At 46.9% G+C, this 26,800-nt stretch carries 20 protein-coding genes and 2 pseudogenes; 15 read left to right on the top strand and 7 right to left on the bottom strand.

Annotation, left to right across the window (positions count from 1 at the left end; translation table 11 throughout):
* Positions 1-16 precede the first annotated feature (16 nt).
* From PRU_RS06035 to PRU_RS06025, 3 genes and pseudogenes are all read right to left on the bottom strand, one after another.
* Positions 17-2,269: a family 20 glycosylhydrolase gene (locus PRU_RS06035; RefSeq protein ID WP_013065089.1), complete on the bottom strand. Its 2,253-nt coding sequence runs from the start codon at positions 2,267-2,269 to the stop codon at positions 17-19.
* A gap of 29 nt (positions 2,270-2,298) precedes the next feature.
* Positions 2,299-3,921 (bottom strand): beta-N-acetylhexosaminidase, encoded by a 1,623-nt coding sequence (locus PRU_RS06030; protein WP_013063067.1) that lies wholly within the window; start codon positions 3,919-3,921, stop codon positions 2,299-2,301.
* A gap of 49 nt (positions 3,922-3,970) precedes the next feature.
* Positions 3,971-5,095, bottom strand: a pseudogene (locus PRU_RS06025) (PIG-L family deacetylase); the annotation flags it as partial.
* A gap of 126 nt (positions 5,096-5,221) precedes the next feature.
* Here PRU_RS06025 and PRU_RS06020 point away from each other — a divergent pair.
* The 10 genes and pseudogenes from PRU_RS06020 (at position 5,222) to PRU_RS16475 (ending at position 12,552) form a co-directional block, all read left to right on the top strand.
* Positions 5,222-5,854, top strand: a complete 633-nt coding sequence (locus PRU_RS06020; RefSeq protein WP_013064997.1) for an epoxyqueuosine reductase QueH — start codon at positions 5,222-5,224, stop codon at positions 5,852-5,854.
* Between the two features lie 57 nt (positions 5,855-5,911).
* The gene (ffh, locus tag PRU_RS06015; protein WP_013065532.1) at positions 5,912-7,273 is read left to right on the top strand and encodes a signal recognition particle protein; all 1,362 of its coding nucleotides are present in this window, start codon (positions 5,912-5,914) and stop codon (positions 7,271-7,273) included.
* 11 nt (positions 7,274-7,284) lie between these two features.
* Positions 7,285-8,163: a bifunctional methylenetetrahydrofolate dehydrogenase/methenyltetrahydrofolate cyclohydrolase FolD gene (gene folD / locus PRU_RS06010; protein WP_013065317.1), complete on the top strand. Its 879-nt coding sequence runs from the start codon at positions 7,285-7,287 to the stop codon at positions 8,161-8,163.
* A gap of 30 nt (positions 8,164-8,193) precedes the next feature.
* A complete protein-coding gene (locus PRU_RS06005) occupies positions 8,194-8,373 on the top strand; it encodes a tetratricopeptide repeat protein (RefSeq protein WP_013065546.1) in 180 nt (59 codons plus the stop codon).
* 13 nt (positions 8,374-8,386) lie between these two features.
* Complete coding sequence (locus tag PRU_RS06000; protein ID WP_028907131.1) at positions 8,387-8,617, top strand: 4Fe-4S dicluster domain-containing protein; 231 nt, start codon at positions 8,387-8,389, stop codon at positions 8,615-8,617.
* 2 nt (positions 8,618-8,619) lie between these two features.
* Positions 8,620-9,705, top strand: coding sequence for a 3-methyl-2-oxobutanoate dehydrogenase subunit VorB (locus tag PRU_RS05995; RefSeq protein WP_013064312.1), 1,086 nt, complete (start codon positions 8,620-8,622; stop codon positions 9,703-9,705).
* Positions 9,706-9,778: 73 nt separating this feature from the next.
* Positions 9,779-10,549, top strand: coding sequence for a thiamine pyrophosphate-dependent enzyme (locus PRU_RS05990; protein WP_028907129.1), 771 nt, complete (start codon positions 9,779-9,781; stop codon positions 10,547-10,549).
* Positions 10,550-10,626: 77 nt separating this feature from the next.
* Entirely contained in the window at positions 10,627-11,172 is a 546-nt protein-coding gene (locus tag PRU_RS05985) for a 2-oxoacid:acceptor oxidoreductase family protein (RefSeq protein WP_013063811.1), read from the top strand.
* Positions 11,173-11,958: pseudogene (locus tag PRU_RS16480) on the top strand (inositol monophosphatase family protein); the annotation flags it as partial. It lies immediately after the preceding gene.
* A gap of 33 nt (positions 11,959-11,991) precedes the next feature.
* A complete protein-coding gene (locus tag PRU_RS16475; RefSeq protein ID WP_373314252.1) occupies positions 11,992-12,552 on the top strand; it encodes an HD domain-containing protein in 561 nt (186 codons plus the stop codon).
* A gap of 46 nt (positions 12,553-12,598) precedes the next feature.
* Here the strand turns inward: PRU_RS16475 and PRU_RS05975 are convergent, their stop codons facing one another.
* A complete protein-coding gene (locus PRU_RS05975) occupies positions 12,599-13,003 on the bottom strand; it encodes a DUF4890 domain-containing protein (protein ID WP_013065387.1) in 405 nt (134 codons plus the stop codon).
* A 389-nt stretch (positions 13,004-13,392) separates the two neighbouring features.
* Between PRU_RS05975 and PRU_RS05970 the strand changes: the two genes are divergently transcribed.
* Positions 13,393-14,061 carry a hypothetical protein gene (locus PRU_RS05970; RefSeq protein ID WP_049769096.1) on the top strand — a complete coding sequence of 223 codons (669 nt, stop codon included), beginning with the start codon at positions 13,393-13,395 and terminating at the stop codon, positions 14,059-14,061.
* A 3-nt stretch (positions 14,062-14,064) separates the two neighbouring features.
* On the opposite strand, the gene PRU_RS05965 is transcribed toward PRU_RS05970, so the two are convergent.
* Entirely contained in the window at positions 14,065-14,982 is a 918-nt protein-coding gene (locus PRU_RS05965) for a 2-dehydropantoate 2-reductase (RefSeq protein WP_013063394.1), read from the bottom strand.
* Positions 14,983-15,131: 149 nt separating this feature from the next.
* Between PRU_RS05965 and PRU_RS05960 the strand changes: the two genes are divergently transcribed.
* Positions 15,132-15,479, top strand: a complete 348-nt coding sequence (locus tag PRU_RS05960; RefSeq protein WP_143040063.1) for a hypothetical protein — start codon at positions 15,132-15,134, stop codon at positions 15,477-15,479.
* A 74-nt stretch (positions 15,480-15,553) separates the two neighbouring features.
* The gene (locus PRU_RS05955; protein WP_373314251.1) at positions 15,554-16,534 is read left to right on the top strand and encodes a glycoside hydrolase family 43 protein; all 981 of its coding nucleotides are present in this window, start codon (positions 15,554-15,556) and stop codon (positions 16,532-16,534) included.
* A gap of 116 nt (positions 16,535-16,650) precedes the next feature.
* On the opposite strand, the gene PRU_RS05950 is transcribed toward PRU_RS05955, so the two are convergent.
* Positions 16,651-20,385: an AlbA family DNA-binding domain-containing protein gene (locus tag PRU_RS05950; protein WP_013064947.1), complete on the bottom strand. Its 3,735-nt coding sequence runs from the start codon at positions 20,383-20,385 to the stop codon at positions 16,651-16,653.
* A 1,084-nt stretch (positions 20,386-21,469) separates the two neighbouring features.
* Here PRU_RS05950 and PRU_RS05940 point away from each other — a divergent pair.
* Together PRU_RS05940 and PRU_RS05930 are read left to right on the top strand one after the other, a co-directional pair.
* Positions 21,470-22,462, top strand: a complete 993-nt coding sequence (locus PRU_RS05940; RefSeq protein WP_041385810.1) for a hypothetical protein — start codon at positions 21,470-21,472, stop codon at positions 22,460-22,462.
* Between the two features lie 245 nt (positions 22,463-22,707).
* A complete protein-coding gene (locus PRU_RS05930) occupies positions 22,708-23,184 on the top strand; it encodes a hypothetical protein (protein ID WP_041385806.1) in 477 nt (158 codons plus the stop codon).
* A gap of 174 nt (positions 23,185-23,358) precedes the next feature.
* On the opposite strand, the gene PRU_RS05925 is transcribed toward PRU_RS05930, so the two are convergent.
* Positions 23,359-26,130, bottom strand: coding sequence for a DNA methyltransferase (locus PRU_RS05925; RefSeq protein WP_013063978.1), 2,772 nt, complete (start codon positions 26,128-26,130; stop codon positions 23,359-23,361).
* Between the last annotated feature and the right edge of the window lie 670 nt (positions 26,131-26,800).

The following is a 26,800-nucleotide window of genomic DNA, read 5'->3' as shown; positions in this document are numbered from 1 at the left end:
AAGCGGGATTTCTTTTTTATTTAAAGTAGATGTCGGCGGGTTGCATCTTTTGGCCTTTGGTATCAAATACCCAGAGGCGAAGCATACCGCCGTTGCTATCAAAGTAGCGAACCTCTATCTTGTGCAGTCCGGCTTTCAGTGCCTGCTGACTTACTTCCTCGTGAGGGCTCTGTGGACGGTCGTTATCTACCACCATGTTGCCATCAATCTTCAGCCAGCTACCATCGTCGCTCATCAGCGAGAAGGTATATACACCATCCTCGGGCACACGCAGGTAACCGGTAATAATCAGTCCGATGTTACCTTTTACACCCTCGGGAATCACCACATCGTTAGCAGCATAGTTGCCATTGAATGGGGCCTTGTGGATTTCGCGACATTTCTCACCACGATAGTTGTACCAGGCTGCGTTCAAACCCTGAGTCAGCTTACTGGCATCTGCCTTTACTGGCTCCAGCAGTCCCTGCTTCAGGAAGTCGGCCTTCATCATCTCACCAGCCTGTCCGTTAGGTGCAAACGTACGCAGAATAAAGTGCGTGGTCTCATCAACCTTCACTGGTCCGTTATATAGCTGCGAGTTCTTGTTGGGGAAGCTGCCATCGGTGGTGTAACGTACTGTTGCCAATGGGTCGGCACAGCTCACTGCCATGGTACCCTCAGTGGTAAAGGCGTTTACGTGATATACACCATCCAGACTTGGGGTGCGGAAAGGCACGTTCAGCTTGTGCAGCATGGCAAACTGCTTAGGCAGGCGACTGTAGAACTCATCGTAATCCTTCAGTTCGGGTTTTGTCCATGCCAGCTCCGACAGCGCTAAGATACGTGGGAAGTACTGGAACAGCACACGCTCAAGGGTAGGGATATACTCGCACCACATGTTACCCTGCACGCCAATCACGTGCTGCTTCTGCTTGGCGTTCATGCCTTTCAGCATCTCCTTGTCGTATTCGTAGATGCTGCGCATGCTGGTTTTCTCTTCAGCCTGCGAGAGATACATGGGCGAACCGGGACAGAAGATGACATCGTTGCACTGTGCTGTTACCTGACTTGGTGCATCGGGCACCCAGGTGCGCCACCAGGTTACGGTAGCGGTCTTCGAGAGTCCACCCTCCAGGATTTCGTCCCAGCCCATCATCTTCTTACCGTTCTTATTGATGAATGCCTCCATCTGATGGATAAACCACGACTGCAGTTCCTCCTCGTTCTTCAGATGGTTATCCTTGATACGCTTCTGACAGTCGGGACATTCCTTCCAGGTATCCTTACGCACCTCGTCGCCACCTACGTGTACATACTCATAGGGGAACAGCTTGAAAATCTCGCTCCAGATATCCTTGCAGAAATCCAGTACCTTCTGTTTTCCTGGACAGAGTGGGGTGGTAAAATACTGGCCCCAGCCGATGGTGGGGAAGCACGACAGCCCCTCGTAGTTCTCGATGGCACTCAGGAAATGACCTGGCATGTCAATCTCGGGTACAATCTCGATACCGCGCTGCTTGGCATAAGCCACCACGTCACGAATCTGATCCTGTGTGTAGTAACCGCCATACAGGGTATCGCCATTCTCTACACGGGTATTCTTCTTCGGAATCAACAGGTTGGGATTATCATCACGGGCAGCCAGCTGCATGCAGGCAGTGTCCTGGTTGTTGTAGATACGCCAGGCACCCTTCTCGGTCAGCAGTGGGTACTTCTTAATCTCGATACGCCAGCCCTGATCGTCGGTCAGGTGCCAGTGGAATCGGTTCAGCTTGTACAGCGCCATCAGGTCGATAATCTCCTTCACCTCGTCAACTGTAAAGAAGTGGCGTGATACATCCAGATGGAATCCGCGCCAGTTAAAGCGTGGTGCATCGGTAACCGCAACAGTAGGGATGGCAGCTTTGCCATCGTTCTGCAGCAGCAACTGGTTCAAGGTGGCAATAGCCGACAGGGTTCCGCTGTAGTTGGCAGCGTTGATGTCGATACCGTTGGCCTTTACATTCAACTGGTAGCCGTCCTTGGCTATACCTTTCTTGGTAGTCAGTCGGATGTCGCCCTGCTTGCCGGCAACCAGCGTGGCGTTTACCTTTGCATAGCGCTGCAAGCATACCTGCAGGTACTCAGCAGCAGGCTTCAGTGCAGCCGATGAGTAGGCAATGGTAGTGCCTTGTGCCAGATTAAACTCGCCTGTGCCAACAGTTACTTTCTGTGGCGCAGGTACTAAGTTAACCTGAGCCTGGATGCCCAGACTCAGGATACTAAATAGCAGTAAAATGATTTTCTTCATAAAAAGTGTTGGTAGATGTTTTGAATTTGTTAGAACTGCCAGCGACTGGGCAACTGACGCTCAGGCCACAGATGCTTGGCATATTTGTAGTTGTAGAACTCGAACAGCTTTGTGAATCGTGTCAAGCGCTCCTTAAAGGCGTCGTAGTTCTTCAGCTCAGGCTGTGTCCACTGTACCTCCGACAGAGCCGACATACGTGGCAGGGCCTGATATTCCACCAGTCCTTCGGTCAGCAGATACTCAGCCCACAGGTTGGCCTGTGTACCCAAGATGTGCTTCTTAGCTTCGACTGACAGGGTGTCGGGAGCAGGCTCCAGCGAATATACCTTCTCTACAGGAATGAAACCACCGCAACGGCTTGGCTCGAACTGAGCCTCCTTCGACTGCAGATAGTCGAAGTAAACATGCGATGTAGGCGTCATCACCACGTCGTGACCTAACTCGGCAGCCTTTGCACCTGGCTCGCTACCACGCCACGACATAATCATGGCATCCTGTGGACAGCCATCCAGAATCTCGTCCCATCCCAGGGCACGGCGCTGATGGGCTGTCAGGTAGCCGAATACCTTCTGTGTAAAGTGAGCCTGCAGCTTATCCTTGCTCTGTCCGAGGGCCTGACACTTAGGACACGCCTCCCATTTTACTGTTGGAGTTTCGTCGCCACCGATATGGATTACTTCCGAAGGGAAGATGTCCATAATCTCGGCCAGCACACCCTCTACAAACTCGTAAACCTTAGGATTGCCTACGCACAGCACATCGGTGTAAACACCCCAGTAGTGACCTACCTCGTAAGGACCGCCTGTGCAACCCAGTTCGGGATAGCAAGCCAGTGCAGCCAGCATGTGTCCGGGCATGTCAATCTCAGGGATGATAGTGATATGGCGCTCCTGGGCATATTTCACAATGTCGCGAGCCTCCTGCTGGGTGTAGAAACCACCGTGGGGGATACCATCGTCCAAATCAGAGTTGGTGCCGAGAATAGTACCCGAACGCTGCGAACCGATAGTGGTAAGCTTAGGATACTTCTTGATCTCGATACGCCAACCCTGGTCGTCGCTCAGATGCCAGTGGAAGGTGTTCATGTTGTGCATAGCCAGCAGGTCGATGAACTTCTTTACGAAATCCACGCTCCAGAAGTGGCGTGAGCAATCCAGCATCATACCGCGATAACCAAAGCGTGGGGCATCGGTAATCGTTGCGGCAGGCAGACAGCCACCCTTGTGCTTACCGCACTTGCAGGCGATAGGCAGCGATTTGCGCAGGGTCTGGATACCATAGAACACACCAGCTGCTGTGCCACCCTGGATGGTAACACCCTTCTGGTTGATGTTCAATACATAACCTTCCTTAGCGGTTACCTTTGGCGATACGGCCAGCTCGATGTAGCGCACCTTCTTAGCACGCTTGTTCACGATGGTCAGGTCGCACTTGGTCAGCTCTTTGATGTACTGCTTCAGGAATTCTGCTTCGCTCTGCAGTTCGGCAGGAGCCAGAATCTGTACGTCGGCGTCAACCTCAAAGGCTGCACCTTTTGTTATCACAATCGACTGTGGCAGTGGTACCACGTTGTAGTTGGCAGGCTCGCCAGCCGCAGCTGTCATTGAGCCTAACGAGATGAGTGCTGTTAACACCATTCCTTTAAACTTCATGTTTACGGTCTTCATTAATGTTTAATCTTTAATGTTTAATCTATTACGTTTAGAATTTGTACTCTACAAACGCCTCCATGGCCTCGTAGCATGCCAGTCCGAGATTGTCGTAGCGCTTGGCTGTTTCGCGGTTGCGATCCTCGGCACGCTGCCAGAACAGGCGCTCGTCGTTACCCAGGAATGGGGCACTCTCCATCTGACTCTGGTGGCGCAGGATGGCATTTCGCTTCTCGCGCAGTTCCTCAGGACTCATAGGTACGCACATCTCGATATCGGCTACATCCCATTCAGCCCAGGCACCACGGTACATCCATACACGACAGTCCTTCAACCACTCGGCACCAGCCTTCTTGGTCTCGTCGATGGCAGCCAGCACAGCATCGGTACACTTACGGTGTGTGCCGTGTGGGTCGGCCAGGTCGGCAGCCACGTAAATCTGGTGTGGCTTAATCTCGTTAATCAGCTCGATAATGGGGGTTACGTCGGCCTCGGTCATAGGCAGCTTCTCAATCTTACCGCTCTCGTAGAAAGGCAGGTCGAGGAAGTGGATATGCTTACTGTCGATACCACTGTACTCACAAGCCAGTCGGGCCTCGCCACGGCGAATCAGTCCCTTCAGACGCAGAATCTGCTCGTTATCCAGATCGCCTGGTTTCTTACCCTTGATAAAGGCCTTTACTGCCTGGTATGAGTGCTTAATAACCTCGTCGCTACCGTTGGCAAAAATGGTGTTAAAGCCATTGATGAAGTGCATAAAGCGGCGTACCTCTTCATCGCCTACAGCAATGTTACCCGATGTCTCGTAAGCTACATGCACATCGTGGTTCTGCTGCATCAGTCGGCGAATGGTTCCACCCATCGAAATTACATCGTCGTCGGGGTGGGGCGAGAATACAATCACACGCTTGGGGTAGGGTTTTGCGCGCTCGGGACGGGTGCTATCATCTACATTGGGTTTGCCGCCGGGCCAACCAGTAATGGTGTGCTGCAGTTCGTTAAACACCTCGATGTTTACCAGACCGGCCTGACCGTCGAATTGCTCAACCAGGTGTCCCAGTCCATTCTCAACATAATCCTTGGTAGAAAGCTTCAGCAGTGGCTTCTCTACCTTCTCACACAGTTCGATTACCTGACGTCTAAGCTCGTGGTTAGGCATCTTAATACTGTTAGTTAGATTTAAATTCATCATCGTTATATTAATTGTAGTAAAGTATAAATTTTCTGCGAAAGTACACATTTTAGGCGAAATAAATGCAAAATTTGGGAAGATTAACAATAATATTGTGTAATTTTGCACCCGATGAAACAACCAGCTATACAGAAACCCGAAGATATCAGCGAGGTATTGTTGCATGCTTGCTGCGCACCTTGCTCGTCGGCTATCGTCGAATGGATGATGGCTAACGGTATTCGACCTGTGATTTATTATTTTAATCCAAATATCTGGCCCCGAGAGGAATACGAGATTCGTAAACAGGAGAGTAAGCGTCATGCTGAGAGCTTAAGACTACGATGGATTGATGGCGATTATAACCACGAGGAGTGGTTGGGTGGTGTGTGCGGATTGGAATCGGAGCCCGAACGTGGTCGCCGTTGCGAACGCTGTTTTACATTACGCCTGATAGCCGCTGCCAAGCAGGCCCAGGCATTAGGTATTAAGTATTTCACCACCACGCTGGCATCGAGCAGATGGAAGAATCTGGACCAGATAAACCAAGCCGGCCTGGCAGCAGAGCAAATGGTCAATGCTCAATGTTCAATGTTCAATGAAGTAAAATTTTGGGCCCAGAACTGGCGCAAGGGTGGCCTGTACGAACGCCGCAACCAACTGCTTAAGGAGTATCAGTTCTATAATCAGCAGTATTGCGGCTGTGAGTTCAGTATGCGGCCTAAGTCAACAGAAATAAAAGAAAATGTAAAAAACGACGAGTAAAATTTGGGCGTGTCGTTTTTTTATTGTAACTTTGCGCCCTAAAAATAGATTAGTAATATGTTTGAGAATTTAAGTGATAGACTAGAACGCTCGTTTAAGATACTGAAGGGTGAGGGTAAAATCACCGAGATTAACGTAGCCGAAACGCTGAAAGATGTACGTCGTGCCCTGTTGGATGCCGACGTAAACTATAAGGTAGCCAAGAGCTTTACCGATACCGTTAAGCAGAAAGCTTTGGGTATGAACGTGCTTACAGCCGTTAAGCCAAGTCAGCTGATGGTGAAGATTGTTCACGATGAGCTGGCCGAGCTGATGGGTGGTAAGGCTGCCGAACTGAAGATCGAGGGTCGTGCCGGTGCGCCTGCCATCATTCTGATGTCGGGTCTGCAGGGTTCGGGTAAGACCACCTTCAGTGGTAAGCTGGCCAAGATGCTGAAGGAGCGCAACCACAAGAAGCCTTTGCTGGTAGCCTGCGACGTGTATCGTCCTGCTGCTATCGAGCAGCTCAAGGTAGTGGGCGAGACTGTAGGTGTTCCCGTATATTCCGAGCCTGATAATAAAAATGTGGTAGAGATTGCCAACCACGCTATCCAGGAGGCCAAGTCGAAGGCCAACGATGTGGTGATTATCGATACCGCTGGTCGTCTGGCTGTAGATGAGGAGATGATGCAGGAAATCGAGACCCTGAAGAAGGCCGTTAATCCTAACGAGACTCTGTTCGTAGTTGACTCAATGACCGGTCAGGATGCCGTTAACACCGCTAAGGAGTTCAACGATCGTCTGGATTTCGATGGTGTTATCCTTACCAAGCTCGATGGTGACACCCGTGGTGGTGCAGCCCTTTCAATCCGCACCGTAGTTACCAAGCCTATTAAGTTTGTAGGTACGGGCGAAAAGATGGAGGCTATCGATGTGTTCTATCCCGAGCGTATGGCCGACCGTATCCTCGGTATGGGTGATATCGTTTCTCTGGTTGAGCGTGCCCAGCAGCAGTTCGACGAGGAGGAAGCTAAGAAACTTGAAAAGAAAATCCGCAAGAATAAGTTCGACTTCGACGACTTCATGGGTCAGATACAGCAGATCAAGAAGATGGGTAACATCAAGGATCTGGCTGCCATGATTCCTGGTGTTGGCAAGCAGATTAAGGATCTGGATATCGACGACAATGCCTTTAAGGGTATCGAGGCTATCATTAACTCGATGACACCAAAGGAGCGCGCTAATCCCGATATCATCAATCCAAGCCGTCGCCGTCGTATCGCAGCCGGTTCTGGTACCAAGTTGGACGATGTGAACCGACTGATGAAGCAGTTCGAGCAGACTCGCAAGATGATGAAGATGGTTACCGGCCTCAATTCGTCGAAAATGGCTCAGATGGCTGCAGCCATGAAGATGCGAGGTGGTATGCCCAAGTTCTAAATACAACACATATGCAACTGATTGATGGAAAAGCAACAGCGGCGGCTATCAAGGCCGAAATCGCTGAGGAGGTAAAAGAGATTGTTGCCCAAGGAGGCAAACAACCCCATCTGGCCGCCGTCTTGGTGGGTCACGATGGGGGATCGGAAACTTATGTAAAAAATAAGGTGCTGGCCTGCGAGGCTTGTGGCTTTAAGAGTACGCTCATCCGTTTCGAGGATAATATCTCGGAGGATGAGCTTTTATGTTGCGTTGATAAGCTCAACAAGGACGACGATGTAGATGGTTTCATCGTGCAGTTGCCCTTGCCAAAGCATATCGATGAGCAGAAGATTATCGAGGCAATCGACTACCGTAAGGATGTCGACGGTTTCCACCCCATTAACGTGGGTCGTATGGCTATCGGACTGCCTTGCTTCATCTCAGCCACACCTCTTGGAATTATCACCCTGCTTAAGCACTATGGTATCGAAACCAGCGGTAAGAAGTGTGTCATTCTGGGTCGTTCAAACATCGTAGGTAAGCCCATGGCTCAGCTGATGATGCAGAAGCAGTATGGCGACGCTACCGTTACCGTATGCCACTCGCGTTCTAAAACTCTGAAGGAGGAGTGCCGTGCCGCCGATATTATTATCGCTGCCATCGGTCAGCCCGACTTTGTTACCGCCGATATGGTGAAGGAGGGTGCTGTGATTGTGGATGTAGGTACCACTCGCGTCCCCGATGCTACCCGTAAGAGCGGATTCCGTTTGAATGGCGACGTGAAGTTCGACGAGGTTGCACCTAAGTGCTCGTATATTACACCTGTTCCTGGTGGCGTAGGTCCCATGACCATCTGTTCGCTCATGAAGAATACCTTAGCCGCAGGTAAAAAAGAGTACTATAAATAATTGACAGTTGATAGTTGATAATTGACAATTATGACGGCACAAGAGTATTACGAACAAGGCAATGAGGCCCGCAAGCGCGGTCAGTGGCACGAGGCTATCAACAGCTATATCCAGGCTATTGAGCTCGATCCCGAGAGTCCCGCTGTGGAAGCCAAGCGTATGCTCGACGACATCATGGCTTTCTATTGTAAAGATATGTATAATCCATAAACAAATACTGAATATGGCAAAAATGAAAGGCGCTATTGAGGTGAATACCGAGAGGTGTAAGGGATGCAGCCTCTGCATCGTTGCTTGCCCTCAGAAGGTTATCGCCCTTGCCAACAAAGTTAATCTGCACGGCTACCCCTACGTGGAGGCTGTCAACGAAGAGGCCTGCGTGGGCTGTGCTTCGTGTGGCATCGTCTGCCCCGATGGTTGTATCACCGTGTATCGTAAAAAAGTGGAGGAGTAATTATGGCACAGGAAAAGGAAGTTGTATTGATGAAAGGCAACGAGGCTATTGCCCACGCTGCTATTCGATGCGGATGCGACGGCTATTTCGGCTATCCTATTACTCCGCAGAGTGAAGTGATCGAGACATTGGCAGAGCTGAAGCCTTGGGAGACTACCGGTATGCAGGTAGTTCAGGCCGAGAGCGAGCTGGCCAGTATCTACATGGTTTATGGTGCTGCCGGTGCCGGTAAGCGTGCCATGACCTCATCTTCGTCTCCTGGTATCGCACTGATGCAGGAGGGAATCACTTACATGGCTGGTGCCGAGGTGCCGGGTGTGTTTGTCAATGTTCAGCGTGGAGGTCCCGGTCTGGGTACCATCCAGCCATCGCAGGGCGACTATTTCCAGGCTACCCGTGGTGGTGGTAACGGCGACTACAAGGTTATCGTTCTGGCTCCATCGTCAGTTCAGGAGATGGCCGATTTCGTAGATCTCGCTTTCGAGTTGGCATTTAAGTATCGTAACCCAGCCATGATTCTGAGCGATGGCGTTATCGGTCAGATGATGGAGAAGGTGGTTCTGCCCCCATTCAAGCCCCGTCGTACCGACGAGGAGGTTATTAAGGAGTGTCCTTGGGCTTCAACTGGTAAGCCAAAGAACCGCGAGCGTGTGGTCATCACATCACTCGAGCTTAAGCCTGAGATCATGGAGCAGCGCAACCTGGCTCTGCAGGAGAAGTATCGCAAGATTCAGGAGAACGAGATACGCTTTGAGCAGCAGCAGATGGACGATGCCGAGTATGCTATCGTAGCATTCGGTAGTGCTGCCCGTATTGCTGAGAAGAGCGTAGAGATTGCCCGCGAGCAGGGTATCAAGGTAGGTCTGTTCCGTCCTATCACACTGTTCCCATTCCCCGAGAAGCAGATTGCCGAGCTTTCAAAGAAGGTAAAGGGTATCCTGGTAGCCGAGATCAATGCTGGTCAGATGGTACAGGATGTTCGTCTGGCTGCCAACGGCGCAGTTCCCGTAGAGCAGTTCGGTCGCCTGGGAGGTATCGTCCCCGATCCCGAGGAAATTGTAGATGCGTTAAAAGAGAAAATTATGTAGCAACGGAAAACAGGACTTAAGGATTAAGAAAAGTCGTGTTAGTCGTGTAGTCCGTTGCCAAAATTAATAGAAAATGGATAGAAATCAAATAGTTCAACCAGAGAACATCGTCTGCAAGAAGCCGACGCTGATGAACGACAACAATATGCACTACTGCCCAGGCTGTAGCCACGGCGTGGTACATAAGCTCATTGCCGAAGTCATCGAAGAGATGGGTATGGAAGACAAGACCGTAGGTGTTTCGCCTGTAGGTTGTGCTGTCTTCGCCTACAATTATATTGATATCGACTGGCAGGAGGCTGCCCATGGTCGTGCACCCGCACTGGCCACTGGTATCAAGCGCACCTGGCCCGATCGCCTGGTATTCACCTATCAGGGCGATGGCGACCTGGCTTGTATCGGTACCTGCGAAACCATCCACGCACTGAACCGTGGCGAGAACATCGTGATTATCTTCGTTAACAATGCCATTTATGGTATGACGGGTGGTCAGATGGCTCCAACCACACTGATTGGTCAGAAAACCTCTACCTGTCCTTATGGTCGTGATCCTGAGATTCACGGTTATCCTTTGAAGATGGCCGATATCGCTGCTCAGCTCGAGGGTACCTGCTATGTTACCCGTCAGAGTGTAGAGAGCGTGGCCTCTATCAACAAGGCTAAGAAGGCTCTGCGTAAGGCTTTCGAGGCTTCGATGGCTGGTAAGGGTTCATCGCTGGTAGAGTTTGTTTCAACCTGTAACAGCGGTTGGAAGCTTTCGCCCGCTAAGGCTAACGAATGGATGAAGGAGAATATGTTCCCCTTCTATCCCAAAGGTGACTTAAAAGATACTACAAATAAATAATGAATTATCGTGCAAACCGAATGCAGAGAGTTTACTCTTTGCTGAGGTGCAGCCGATGATGCATAAAACGAAGTTTTATGAAGAAAGAAATAATTATTTCTGGTTTCGGAGGTCAGGGCGTGCTCTCAATGGGTAAGATCTTGGCCTATAGTGGACTGATGGAGGATAAGGAGGTAACATGGATGCCTGCTTACGGTCCTGAGCAGCGTGGTGGTACAGCCAACGTTACAGTGATCGTTAGCGACGAGCGCATCTCTTCGCCTATCCTTAGCAAGTACGACATCGCTGTGGTACTCAATCAGCCCTCACTCGAGAAGTTTGAGCCCAAAATCAAGCCCGGTGGCATTCTGATTTACGATGGCTTTGGTATCATCAACAAGCCAACCCGTAAGGATATCACCGTTTACGAGATTAATGCGATGGACAAGGCTGCCGAGATGAAAAACGGTAAAGTGTTCAACATGATCGTTTTGGGTGGACTCTTAAAGGTAGCCCCTGTGGTAAGCGACAAGGGTGTAGAGAAGGCTCTCTACAAAACTCTGCCTGAGCGCCACCACGGACTGATTCCTCTGAATATGGAAGCCCTGAAAGAGGGTGCTAAGATTATCCAGGAAATCAAATAAATGGAGTTAAGACAATTAACAAGCGCCGTCTGCCAGATTGCTAGGCAGGCGGGCGCTTACATTAGGAACGAACGAAGCAAGTTCTCGTTAGAGAGCGTGGAGCGCAAGCATGCACACGACTACGTGTCGTATGTCGACAAGGGCTCCGAGCAACTGATTGTAACCGCATTGCGCCAGTTACTGCCCGAGGCAGGTTTTATTACCGAGGAAGGATTGGCTGGTCACGATCAGGAGCAGCTTTTATGGGTGGTAGATCCGCTTGATGGTACAACCAATTTTATTCATCAGTATGCACCTTACGCCGTTAGCATTGCGCTGTTGCAAGGCCACGAGGTATTGTTAGGTGTGGTTTACGAGGTTTGTCACGATGAGTGTTTTTACGCCTGGCAGGGTGGGGGCGCCTATATGGACGGTCAACTGCTGCACGTAAGTACACAGAAAATCAATGATGCTTTGCTCTGCTTGCAACTGCCTTATAACAGCGATGCTTATAAGCCCGTTATCAAGCGCTTAATCGATGAGCTTTACGGCCATGTAGGTAGCATCCGCATGTGCGGTTCGGCTGCCATGGCTTTGTGCTATGTGGCTGCAGGCCGATACGACGGTTATGCCGAGCAGTACATCGGTCAGTGGGATTTCATGGCTGGTGCGTTGATAGTAAAAGAGGCTGGCGGCACCGTAACCAATTACGATGGCGAGGCCGACTTTACCCAAGGCAACAGTGTGGTAGCTACCAATGGCATCATCCAGAGTGATTTGCTGAAGCATCTTACCAACGAGAAGCCTCACGATAAGAAAAAGCAAACTATCGATTCAAGCATGGTTGATCGTGCTATCTGTTTTGCTACCAAAGCCCATTCGGGTGTGGTTCGTAAGGGTACCAAAATTCCTTACATTGCTCATCCTCTCGAGGCGATGGCTATCGTAGGTAGTATTACCGACGATCAGGAACTGTTGGCAGCAGCCGTACTGCACGATGTGGTTGAGGATGCCGGTGTAAATGTGGCCGATATCCGCACCGAGTTTGGCGACCGTGTAGCAGCTCTGGTTGATTCCGAGACCGACAGCGAGGTGCCTGGCATGAGTCATATCGACAGCTGGCAGATACGCAAACAGGCTGCTATCGATCATCTCGCAGCAGCCAGTCGCGATGTTAAGATTGTGGCGCTTGGCGATAAACTGTCGAACATGCGCGCCATGCTCCTTCATTATCATGAGCAGGGCGAGCAGGTATGGCAGCGCTTTAATCAGAAAGATCCAGCGTGCCACGCCTGGTACTACCGCCAGCTGGCCCAGAGCCTCTCATCGCTCAGCGACACCGATGCTTTCCAAGAATTCGCTGCCCTGGTAGATCAGGTATTTTCAAGATACGAAAAATAATTATAAAAGCGGGCTTGTTTGATAACAGGCTCGCTTTTATATTTGTTTATTCTTTCTTTCCTGGTCGCTTACCGTGTGGCGGCTGCATCTTCTGGTAATTCTTGTACTGCTCGTCGGTAAGAATTTGCTTCAGCTTCTTCTCGTACTCCTGTCGCTTAGCCTTGTGCTTGCTGTCGGGTTTCTTTGGCATAGCCTTGTCGCCATTCTTTGGTGGCTCAGGTCTGCTGCCATCGGCATTCTTAGGTGGTTCGGGTGGCATCAGTATATCCTGATACTCCTTGTTCAGCGCAGCCACTTTGGCTTTCTGTGCATCGTTCAGTTTCAGCTTACTGGTCATCTGGGTTGTCATCTCCTGATGCGTCATCTTCTTGGGAGCCTTACGGTCCGATGGCTGAGCCATTGCTGTAGTCATAGTCAGCAGGGCCATCATTACTAATAAAATCTTTTTCATTGTTTCTAAGTTATTAAAATTGTTATTACTATCAATATCGCCGATGTTGTATTTCGACGCTGCAAAGATAGTGATATGCTCAATACCAGCAAAATAATTTCAGCCAACCTGCTTTTTTCTTCAGCAAGCACTTGTATGTTTCAAAATAAAGTACTATCTTTGCCGCCAAATATTAACATTAACCATATTACAACGTATGAGAAAATTGCTGATAATGGCCCTCTGTCTGGTTTTTGGACTGGAAACTTGGGCACAGGATGAGAGAAATGCCCGTGTAGTGGTAGGTATGAACAATCTTACCTACACGGTGAAAAAGACAAAGACACTTGAAAAGGTACTGGATGTACTGTTGACAGGTGAGGTTTCGAAGGATCAGTCGAAGTATCAGGATGCCGTTAGGGGCTGCTATCCTGAAGGGTATATCGCAGTCGCACCGCATGTCGGCTATCGACGGACAGCTGTCGGCTCAAGAGGCTGCACTCCCTGGCGCACGCTATGTAGATGCTACTGTATCTACCTTATCGACCACATCTAAAACCGAAACAGAGTATATCGACAAGGATAAGAAAAAGACCCGCACCAAGACCTATTACAAGGCGCTGATTGGTATTACCATGCAGTTTAAGAGCGCCAAGACCGACGAGATTCTGGCCAGTCCTACGTTCAACGTAACCGAAACCGACTTGTCGTGGATTGAGACCGAAGACGGCGCTATGTTGAAGGCCCTTGACCGTCTTTCATATTATGTAAACATATACTGCAACCGCTGGCTGCCTTTGCGCGCTAACGTACTGGAGGGTGCCCGCGATAAGAAGGATAAGCAGAAGGAAGTGTATATCGACCTGGGCAGTGCCGAGGGTGCTTACAAGGGTCTGCACATGGGTGTATATACCGTAAAGACCGTTGCCGGTAAGGAGGCAAAGAAGCAGATTGGCAAGCTGAAGATCGAGGAAGTTCAGGGCGACGACATCAGTCTGTGTAAGGTGCAGAGTGGTGGCCGCGACATCAAATCAGCTCTCGACAACGGCGATACACTCGTTATCGAGACTACTGATTAGTTTTCAGCTATTCAGCTGGGCTTCTATAAACTTTAATTCGGCTTCGAGCATGGCTAGTTTCGGCATCTCGAAGCCGACTTTCTTTGCCTCTGCGATTGGGCGCGAATAGAGATATTCAATCTCCATGGGGCGATGATAGTCGAAATCTAGTTTCATCGACGGACTATAGGGAACCATCTCGTCGGTCATCTGCATCATCTTATCAGCAAATTCAGATGTCAGGGTGTTTACACCCAGGGCATTGGCGGCGCCAATCACCTCCATCATCTGGTCGTATATCAGCTGGCGTGTGGCTGGGTTCTTCAGCAGCTTGTCGGTACTGGTGTTCAGGGCTACCGTCATACCGTTAAATGGCATGTTCCATACAGCCTTCTTCCATCGTGCTTCCAGATATGGTACCTCGGCAGCTTGGATGCCGGCATCTGTCATATCCTGCAACAGCACCTCGAACTTTTCCTGCTGGCACGAGTAGTTACCCAGATTAATGCTACCATAGCACTGGTGCGAAACATGACCTGGACCAACCTTGGCCGAACATATAAATGCCAAGCCAGCCACAATCTGCAGGCCGGGAAACACATTCTGCAAATCATCCTCCAGTCCTATACCATTTTGTATAAGTATTACAATCGAATTCTGGTGTACGATAGGGCGTAGCAGCTCTGGTAATACATCGTGGTTTTTAACCGATTTCAATCCTACGATGATCACATCCGTCTTTGGCATATCCTTCTGAGTAGCGTAGGCATTAATATGTGGAAGACAGAAATCGCCGTCGCACGATTCTACTCGCAATCCATTCTGTAACACATATTGATAGTCACTATGCGCGAGGAAATGCACCTCACGTCCTGCCTTTGCCAAACGTCCGCCGTAATAGCCTCCGATGGCTCCCATACCTATTATCGAATAACTTAACATGCTGATATATTTAATTAAATCCGTGCAAAGGTAAACAAAAATCTGTAAATCCTTGTAAATTCCAAAACATATTTGTACTTTTGCCCTCAAAATATAAGTGTATGATATCATCAAAAGGATTCTTTACATCTTTAATAGCGCTATTGTTGGTGACTCCTGTTGCAGGCTTGGCACAGAGCTTAACAGCCGAGATGCATCATGTCGACTCTGTTATGGTGGAGTTGCAGGCGAAGTACGATCCGTATCATTTGCTGCGTATCGAATCCGAGCATCAACAGTCGTTGCTTGTTAATCGCTATGGCCATCTTAAAGCCAATCCCAATGCCTTCAAAATTCCAGGAGTGGTATGGGTGCCTGAGCAGAAAGGATTATTTGAAGATCAGGAAGAGCGCCAGAAACTGTATGGAGATTACTCCTTTGGCGATGCCCTTCTCGACACCACACTTGACATTATCTCCGACATCTTCAGCCCCAAAAAGAAAACCAAGAAGAAATAATCTTGTGTATAGTACTTTGACTAATAATATTTTGTATGAAAAGAGTATTTCTCAGTATTGTCGCTTTGATGTGCATGACTATGGCACAGGCACAACCGCGAGCCTTTAAGGTTCGTAGTAATATTCCTACCGACTCAATCCGATTAAGCGATCCAGCCATCCTGGCCGACCAGAAAACCAAGATGTACTACATGACGGGTACTGGCGGTATGATGTGGCGTAGTGCAGATTTAAAACTGTGGGAGGGACCATTTCGCGTTACCGAGTTCGATGCCAACTCATGGATGGGTGCTCATCCGATGATCTGGGCTGCTGAGCTGCACCAGACGGGCGATGGCTATTATTACTATTTTGCTACGTTCACCAATCAGGCTGTAAAGATTGATACCGTTCGTGGTAATGTCATCGAGCGCCGTGCCAGTCAGGTGTTACGTGCCGATAACCCTATGGGACCATATCGTGCTTTTGGCGATGCCACCTATCTACCTGCCAATCGGCCTACACTTGATGGTACGTTTTGGCGTGATACCGATGGCAAACCCTATATGGTTTTCTGTGGCGAGTGGCTGCAGAATTGGAACGGCACTATCGAGAAGATTGAGTTGAAGCCCGACCTGAGTGGAACGGTTGGCGAGTCCAAGCTGCTGTTCCGTGCCAGCGATTCGCCCTGGAGCCGCGAAAAGGACGAACAGGGCAACATCACCTGGAATAAGGTGACTGATGGTCCATGGGTTTTCCGCACCGGTACAGGCCGACTGGGTATGTTATGGACGTCGTGGGTATATGATGTTTACACCCAGGGCGTGGCTTATTCTGCCAGCGGCACCCTCGATGGCCCATGGATTCAGGAACCCGAGCCCATCACGCCTCCCACTTACGGTCACAGTATGCTGTTCCAGCGTTTCGATGGTCAGTGGATGATGTCGGTGCATAGCCATACAAAAGATGCCCAAGGCCGCACCGTCCGCATTCCCCATTTCTTCGAAGTAGATCTCTCCGGCGATAAGCTCATGATCGATATCTTAAGTCCAAAAAAGAAAACCAAAAAGAAATAACTCCACCTTTTAATGTTAAAAGTTGGCTTCAAATTCGTATATTTACACCTTCTATAAATTTTAATTCGGCTTCGAGCATGCCTAATTTCGGCATCTCAAAGCCGACTTTTTTTGCCTCAGATTTCATTTATACCCCAGAGATGCAGGGTGTTTACCATTGGTCTGGTAACATTGTTCGCGGGATAACCGATAAAGGTTTTCTTCTTATCCAATATGCCCTCAAAATCGGGTACATACTGGGCAGGAATAACCTCATAACCCATAATCTCGCTCATTAAACCCTCGTTGTAAGGTAGCTGACCAGGATCCATCAGTTTTCCTTCGTCGAAACTCGACAGGTGGTCGAGACGCATAACTACCTTGGGGCGGGTTTTATCCTCCTTGCTGATAGTCATGATGGCGTCATCTTCATCGGCAATAGTGGCAAATACGAGTTTCGACTCTGCATAACGACTATAATCGCGTTGCTGATAATCTAACAATTCCTCTACTGGTACTTTCACGATATGGCCATTGGCGTATCCCAAAACCAGATAGCTTTTCGATTCGTTATCCAAAACAGCAAGCGTTAACAGCGACTGGTCGTCGTAGTCGTACTCTTCCAATTTGCGGAATTTGCCGCCGCTCAGGAACTTAAAGAAGCCGATGGGTTCGGTATAGTTTAATGGATCGAGATATTCGGCAGGCACATTCTTTCGAATACGACTGGTACGAACTTCATCATCCTTTGAAATCACCAGCGGACCGTTAACAGCGGGTTTCTCGGGCTCGCTGAACTGCACATGGTGGTTAGCAGAAACTTCGGTCTCAATCTCTTCGGGTAGTTTTCGGTTAAGTCGCTGATACTCATCAAACTCCTCTCTCGAAAGTTTACGTTTGGTACTGCCCACACGCACATACCAATAGCCATCAAAAGGCACACCTGCTTGGTGGGGACGGATTTTTACCACCAGTATATCCTTATCGGTATTAGCAGCGTCAAAACTGATATCCTCGATATAAGTGGCTGCCAGGCTGTTACCCCATTTGGCACACATGGCATCGGGGATGGCGCGCTGGTATTTATCGCGGTCGCCATGATAAACGGTCGAATTCAAGTCGTCTTCTACACCAGTGCCCAGGCCATAGTCGTTAACACCCACATAGAGCGTACCTCCGGCGGTATTCATAAACGAGTTGATAACCTTCAGAATCTCCTCCATCTGTTTCTCGGGATTTTCCTTCACCTTTTTGCTGCCGGCGGGGAAAACCAGACTGGTTTTGTATTCGGTATCGGTGGTTTCCTGTCCTGAACCATACAGCTTAAGGCCTGTTTCAAAGCCATTAAGATTTAATTGCTGCTTAATGCGGTTATGAATATCGGTAGCCGTGCTTTCCATCTGGCTGCCCTTGGTGATATTATAGGCCAATACCAACGATGCCAATTCGCTGATTGACGGGCTGCCTTTGGTGAGTTCGAAAAGATCGGCATTATGCTCTGGTTTATTCATGAAACTTACAGCTTGCAGCTGCACAAAACGGTCGCGCAAAATCTCGTTGTTGGCAAACAGCTCAGAGTTTACATTCTCCAGCTGTTCTAGCTTATCCTCATCTACCTTAGAATTACGGGCAAAATAGTGAAGCATGGTGATGATGTCCATTCTGCCTTTGTAATATGCAGCCTGCGACTCCCATCCAATCATCATAGATAGTGTTCGGGCAAAGGCCAGATAATTATACATCTTTATATAGTCCTTATCTATCTGCGCCATACGATCTATCAGAAAGATAAGTTCGCGTACATAGCTCTCGTCGAGCACCCGGTCACTCTCCAGGATTGCTTCTTCTTCCTGCTTACCGATATTCTCATCATACACACATCCCACGGCATAATCTTCCATCAGATTCTTAAAGGCACTTACAATGTCGAAATCGTATGTGGTAATCTGGTTCATTTCGCATTGTATGTGGAACGTACCAGTGCTACGGCCTATCAGTCTGCAACTAACAATCGAGTTTTTTTCCAACCCCTCAAAGCCAATGGCGTTGCGCAGGCTTACGCTGATACCATCCCTTGAAACAGCAGGCGCAATACCTGAAGCGTTAGGACTACCACCCAGCGAGCAGATAATATCTTCGTCGTAGGTGTAATAGTCGAGCACATTATCCTTTATCTCCTGTAACATCGAGAAGTGGAAATAGCCATTGTACTCATCGATGATTGAAGCCATAAACACATATCTGCCACCATCGGGAGCAAGGAAAAGTCGCAAAGAACTTGAAATCGTATAAGCCACAATGTCGCTCATATAGATAAAACCTTCGCCACCTATCTCGTCTTCGATATGACAATAGTATTTATTGTTGCTGTAGTTATCCTGACTGATAAAACTGATGCGTACCAGTTCGCCTATCTTATGCTGCTTGCGTCGCTTAACTCCTGTAGTGGTTATTACTTGTCCCACATTAAACATCTCGTTCTCAATCTCTTGCCATACTTGCTGGTATGGGGTAAGATCGTTAGGTTTGGCTGTGGCCAAATTTACACTTGGCTTGGCGCCAAGAATAACCTGCATGCCCTGCCACAACTCGAGTGTTTGGGGAAAAACCGCACAGGGATTCTGTATCGAATTAGGCGAGAACAGCATGATGCCATCGGTTGAAATCTGCAGTTTTATCTTGTTCTGCGTAAACGAGTTGGTGGTATCTATCGGCTCGCAAGGGTAAAGACTGGCGATGTAGTGTGGCAATAGGGGAGCCTTATCCATGGTATAGTTTACCAACTTAGCATCTGAGTGGAACAGATAGTAGTAAGCCATATCTATAAGCCAGTCGGGATGCAGCGGGTAGAGATACGACGACACTGCACAGAGTCGTGCTGTATTCAGACGGAAATCAGCAATCGACGTATCTGGACTATCCTGCAGCAACAACAGCTGCAAAGCCAACGCCTGAATGTTGTTCTTTATAAGTTCGAGGTTATCCTTGGTTTTATCAATCCTTCCATCGCACTCGCGAACATATAGTTCCAGCAGTTTAATGATAGCGCTACAGAACGGCTCTTTTCGCCAGTTCTCGATATGTCGCTGACAGATGATATCCAGCAGTTCCTTAATACGGCCATTCATCAGGTCGGGTCGACGCAGGAAAATACTCGACAGGATATTAAAATGCTTGATGGGATGATATACAAAACCAGAAACCTTAAGCTTATTAAACAAACTGTTGATAAAGTTAGTAGGTGTTTCGGTTGAATCGGTATCATTCTCGTTGGCAATTAATTCATCCGACTGGATGTAGTAGGTTAACTGCTCTATTATGAGCGTGAGTCGGTCTTGGTAAAATTCTCGTTCGCTATCGGCACAAAGATCGAGTAGTTCTGATAACTCTAGCAAGTCGGAGCAATCCATCTTAACCGTTTGCAGGTCGATTTTCTTATTTATCAGTCCCTGAATCCATTTATGACATTGGCTCTCGAACGATTTTTCCCTCTCTTCAGTTAATAACAGCCTGATAAAATCTTTCTTATTCCACGACAATTCCCTGACATCAAGCAGCTCGGTTAACTTCTCATCTGTTAAACTTCTTTCTGTACGTTGGAATCCTCGGTAATCAGCCAGTTCGATATGCGGATGTTTCTCTTTAACCGACAAAATGCGACACTTTACTATCTGCCCTTTAAACAGTTTCAGATTAGCCGTGCCGCGCAAATACGCCGTGATATCGGTAGATTCGTCGATAACTTCACAACAGGTGGTGAATAGTTTACGCACCTTAAAATCGTAAACACCGTCAAGTCGATATGCATCTCTTGGCAGTATTCGGTTTCCGAACCATTTTTGGTTTAGTTTTACGTTCAAGTTTCTATTCATAAAATTGTTTACTTTGGGAATATCCCGAAATTAATCTTTTTTTTTTAAGTTTGCAAATGTAGTCATTTTCACTATAATAACCAAACAAAACGGCTAATATTTTTCCTTTCTTTTGGTATTTCAGGATAAAGTCGTATCTTTGTGGTCATTTTGCTTAAGAGAGTATATGGAATCAGATAAACCCACGGTAGAAGAACAGATTATAAAAAGGTAAAATAAAAACGACCACCACTCAAACAAGTGATGGTCGCTATGCTTATGAAACCAAGCGGCAAGGTCGAATTGCTCATCATCTCTGCATTGCTGCAGCCATGCCACCGTTCCGCACATCGTGGCTCTACTTGGTTCCACCTTTCACGCTGCAAAGATAGGAACTCTTTCTGAAAGTTCCAAATATTTTTAAAGAAAAATGCTTTTATTCATTATTCCCTAAGAACAAGATGCGCTTAAGGGGGAGTTTCTATCAGGAGGGTTAACTCTCGATTATTGTCATTTTTTTGAATAATTACTTTGTTTATATAAAATAAATCCTTATATTAGCACCCAAATTCAAATAATACATACAATTATGTGCACCATAACATTAGAATACAATCCAAACAACGCTCTAGCAAGGCGTAAGTTAGCCGCTTTACTTGCCACAGGGCTATTCGCTAAAAAGGAACATATTCCTTACGAGCCTAAGCCTGATGAAGTGGAAGCGCATAGAGAACTTAGAAACGCATTTCTAAGTCATTCTCGTAAAAGTATGTCTAAAACAATAGAGCGTTATTTATGAAATACCATCAGAGAGATATTGTAGATGTTTCTTTTCTATTTCCTGATGGAACATTTAAACCTCATCCGATAGCATAAAACAAGAAAGCAGGGTATTTTACTGTCCTGCTTCTTTTTTATTCATTATTCCCTAAGAACTAGATGTGTTTAAGGGGGAAGCTCTTAATGAAGAGATGTAGGTGACTAAAAAACATGTCCTATTTTAGGATATATTTTTTCTTATTTAATGCTGAGTTTAAAAAACTTTTAGTACCTTTGCAAGCGCAATTACAAATACATAAGTTACTAAATAAAAATAAACCAAATTATGGATCAAATTCACAATCATTACTCAGGACCAATTACGGTTCAGGGAGCAAATTATCAGAGTCATTACGTACCCGCAGAAAAGCCCTATGCGGTCTATGCTTTCGTTTATGAAGGCCCGTTTACAACTATTGCGCAGTTGATAGGTACTATGCTAACAGGAAAAGTGAACGAGGAGGGTAAAATGTGTTTCGAAAGCAAAGCTGTTTACCGTATGCCGAATGAATATATGCTTGACTTTGAGCATTGCTATATACCTGATGATATGGGGCCTATGATAAGTGACCCGATCTTCTTAGGCTTTGTTGGTGACACCATCGGGAAGGACAAATTAGTCAAGATTGGATGGATGGATTTGTTCTGCTCTGATGGATATCTGCCAATGAAGAGCATTATTAAAAGAATAATGATGACAGGATTAAAAATTAATCTAGCCGATAACTGCAAGATGAAGGAAGTTGAAGGCGATATCAAATGTTATTATGGCGATAATGATAGCAAAAGTTATTATTTGGAGGTTAGAAAAGATATTGCTTTGAAAGTAAATATATGGAATAGTGACGAATTAATAATATCTCCACGAGAAGTTTTAAGTGGATTATGGCGTCAGATTAATAATTGGGATGAAGTTGGTGTTACCTTTGAGAATATCAAGCTGAAAGACGGGTATGCCGACTATCAGCTGCAGGTTAACGAACTAATTGAGTTGGCGAAGCTTTATGGCAACTATGTTGAGAGCGGGGAAAATGGCAAACTTGTTTATCACCTGTTATGTTGTTTGGAAAAGATAGGAAAAGGTCGCTGTTTTTACGACGACTTTGTGATGGCTATGAAGAAAGCTAGATGGGAAAGCTATAATGATTACGATAAAGATTTGCAATTGGCTATTGATTTAGGCTATGTTTCTCGCGATGGCAATATCATCCAGTTCTCACCTGATTTGGAACGTATGGCAACATGGAAGTGGCAGTGGTTGCATGGTGAAGATAAATAATAACAAGAAAGCAGGGCAGTTAAATGCCCTGCTTCTTTATTATTCATTATTCCCTAAGAAAGAGATGCGCTTTAGGGGGAATGTGATCCTCATGAAGAAGACCAACTTATTGCGACCTTCGATGATATTTCGGAAGTCTGGGACGAGCACCGCACATCGTGGATTTTTTTCTTGTTTTTTGCCTATATGCTTGTTGGGTTTAAAATAAAGTCTTATCTTTGTAGGCGATTTGCTTAAGAAAGTATATGGAATCAGATAAACCAACGATAGAAGAACAGATCACAGCTGTTTTGATTGATATAGAGCAGAAAGGTTTTTCTGCTATACAGCCGTTTAGTATCGGTGATGTGGAACAGAGAATGGTGCAGTTTGCTCAGAACAATGGCATAAAGTTGGCTTGCGAGCAATTATATATGAGCGCTAAACAGTTACAGCATTGCATGCGTGCCTCAAAAGGTGCCAAGGGACTGGTTGTTTCAGCTGAGGAACTTGTGCGTTTTCCCAAAAGCCGATTTAAGATGGATCTATACTACGATGGCGAATGCTTCATCTATACCGACGAAGTTTCCAAATTCATCATTCATCCGAACTATAAAATGAAAGTAAATCGCGAACAGGTAAAGCTTGTAAACTTCATTACGGCAACACGTCGTATAGATAAGAAGGAATTTAATGGAAAGCGATATGTGAAAATAGAAAACGCCCATCCCTCGATTGAGTGATGGGCGCTATGTTTATGAAACCAAGCGGCAAGGTCGAATTGCTCATCATCACACAGATGCCACCGTTCCGCACATCGTGGCTCTACTTGGTTCCACCTTTCACGCTGCAAAGATAGGAAGATATTTTGAAACTTCCAAATAATTTCCTGTTTTTTTATTATTGATGGCTTTATATCATATCGTTATTGGTTTTTTGTTTGTAAGTTCTTGATATAGTTTGAACAGCTCGGCTACACACTGGCTTTCGGTCGTGGTCTTGATGGGGAAACCATAAGCTGCCATGACGGCGCGGTCGTTCTCTTGGTGGGCTTTGCGGAGTTCAACGGGCATGGTTAGCTCGTCGTAGAGGTCGGCCAAAGAAGAGTCGGGGTAGAGGGCACGGGCATCTAAGATAGCCTGGGCCGTTTGCTCTATCTTTTCTTTTTGTTCTTCTGTTGGAGTAGGCCAGGGGAAGTTGTTGTAAACAACATCCTTGGAATATCGATATCGCATTTCTAATCGTCCACATACAGCTCTCATCCAAGCCATATGAACATTACTTTCAAGAATACCGAAATGATATAAAGTTGCATCAGGTATAATTAAAACGAGGTTGGTAGGAATGGTGTCTTTGGTAAGAAATCCCATTGGAACATAACGACGACGCTCAGAAGAGACGCTGGGAACTACGATGTACGTTTCAGGGTTGTTCGTCTCACGGAATAAGTGAGGATAATTGGCAAGACGGCGAGTAGCTTCGTCACTACTTGATTCTCGCATTTTCCGCACGCCTTCTATGCGGTTAAGAACTGTTGGCATCTGCCTTAATTCTGCAGGTGTTGCTTCTTTAAGCCAAAGACAGTATCTTGCTTTATTGTTTATGTATTCTTTTGATCCAATTAGGCGTTTTATAAATTTTCTTGATTTTGGTTCACAAGCAAGAAAGTTTTCAAGATCAGCTGCTTCTATTATAAGATTACCACCATCAGTAGGTTGATTGCCTTTACGAATAGAAGGTACCCTACATAAGGGTTTGCTCTTACTCTCGACAAATACATTTGGGGCATCCATCAAATATGCATTAATGTTTGATGCTTTATGTTCCTTTGCATTGTCGTAAATGGTCATTGTATGTTTATCGTTCGTGCAGCTAAATCCTATAATTACGCAGTGAACATGTGCTTTAAGTGATGCTTCACTATCCCAGCGAAATGTGCGATGGGCAAAGTCTATGTGAACACCTTCTTCAAAGAGTGGTTTCCATAGATTGGCAACTTGTTCTCCTTGTGATATGCTATTTGTCGAAACTAAAGCCGTACGTATATCTGTTCCATGCATCATTTGAGTTGCCTTCAAGTACCATCCTGTTACATAGTCCATTTCACCGATGTTCTTCCATTTACTACCAAAAATGGACCTTATATCAGCTCTTTGATTATCATTCATTATATTAGCTCCCACAAACGGTGGGTTACCTATTATATAAGTAAGGTGGGATTTGGGTACTACGGTTTCCCAATCGGTGCGGAGGGCATTGCCTTCGTGGATATTTGAGTAGCTTTTTAAAGGCAGAAAGTTATCTTCAAAGGTTACTATTTTCTCTGTTTCAGCCATCATCTGAGCCTCGCTGATCCATAAAGCTGTTGTGGCTACGGTTACAGCAAAGTCGTTAATCTCGATACCATAAAATTGGTGGATGCTCACTTTGATGGGGTTCATAAATGCACCTATCATGGTTTGGTCGTGGTATTTAGAACGGATAGCCTCGTTCTCTAATCGGCGCAAACTCAGGTAGGTTTCGGTCAGGAAGTTACCTGAGCCGCAGGCAGGATCCAGGAAGGTGAGCGATGCTAACTTGTCTTGATAGGCATCGAGTTTTCGAACGCGTTGCTTCTCAACTTTCTCATCCAATATTTCATCGAGTTCAGCACGTAGGTCGTTCAAGAACAATGGATCGATAACCTTATGGATATTCTCTATCGAGGTGTAGTGCATACCACCACTGCGACGCGTCTCAGGATTGAGCGTACTCTCAAATACGGCACCAAATATAGTGGGGGAGATTTCGCTCCAGTCAAAATCCAGACTGGCATTCTGCAGCAGTGTCTGCTTCAGCTCATCGGTAAACTGCGGTATCTCGATGGTTTCAGCAAACAGTCCGCCATTAGTGTATGGGAATGCAGCCAGTTCTGCCTGCAGGTATTTGCTGCGTTGCTCTTTAGGGGTATTTAGAACCTCGAACAAATCGCGCAGTGCACGGCGAAGGTCCTTGGCCTCGTAAGTTACCAGAAAATCATGGAATTGGTCGTGACTGAAAATTCCTGCATCTTCGGCATACAAGCAGAATACGATGCGCACACACAGGATGTTTAGCCATCGCAGGGCCTCGGTAGAGTTATCATCATATTGTTTGAGCAGTGCCTCGTAGATGCGACCCACTATTTCGCCTGCCTGCATCGATACCTCCATCTCCTTACGCAGGTGGTCGTTCTTTGCATCTACCAAAAACTGCAGGCGATAGTATTCTTTTCCTAGATTCTCAAGTAGTATCTGTTCGGGTTCGCCATTGGGCTGCTCCATATCGTAAACCAGAAACTCTGAGAAGTTGCAGGTGACAATCCATCGTGGATGTTCGGATACAGGCAGACTCACCACATAGCGGCGTGCCTGCTGGAATGGATTAAGCAGCGAACCATCGCTTTGGTGGATGCCTTTACGCAAATCCTTACCCAGTGATTTCTGTTCGATAAGCACCTTGGTGGATGGTATGCGACCATCGATAAAGTTTGAGCTATCCACCATCTGATGGTCTTCGAAAGTGATAAAACCATTGGTAGGTGTATCGATTCCATACACGTTGCTCAGGAGGTCAATCCAGAATGACTGTGATTCACCCCGTTCATACCCTCTGCCTCTCCACCGCTCAGCAAAGGCTGCAGCGGCGGCTGACTGTTGTTTGTCGGTCATAGTTGCTATTATTCGGTTTATAGCACTGCCGACTTATCGGGATTTACACGGGCTAAACTAATGGGACCGCAAGACATAGAAAAAGCGTGAACCGCCTTATCTACATCTTGAGGCCCTAGGAAAGCCCGAACAACCAGATAAGTCATGTCCACGCCATACGACGCAGACATCAGTGACTAATCATCGGTTGTTCAATCTGTGAAATTTCCTAGGTTTCAAGATGTACCGAATAATCAGCTAATGCTGTTATTTATTTACCCACAAAAGTCACACCGGCACCATTCCCGAACAGAGTTCGCCTACCCGTAGCCTTTCACTATGGTATGTGCCGGCGATCGTTTGCAAAGGTAGTTAAAAGCGGACAATAATCAAAGAAAAATGGCGTTTTTCTTGCTTTTTAGCATCAAAATTGGGCCGTGGGTACAACAATTTGCAGGTTTTAGGGATGTTTTTAATAAAAACGTCCCTAATAATTTGCAAGATTCATTTCTTGTTGTTAACTTTGCGTGTAACAATAACATTAAAAACAGATATATAGATGATAATAACTAAGAACATTCACCCCGGCTCAGCTTCATGGAAGGCTTTCCTTGAGATGGGCGCCAGATTCGAACATTCACCCGACTGATAGATTCTACTTATCGGTTAATGGTGTGTGCTGACTGACGAC

Origin of the sequence: Xylanibacter ruminicola 23, from assembly GCF_000025925.1 — a bacterium.
GTDB lineage: Bacteria > Bacteroidota > Bacteroidia > Bacteroidales > Bacteroidaceae > Prevotella > Prevotella ruminicola.
This window is presented reverse-complemented; position numbering and strand designations above follow the sequence as displayed.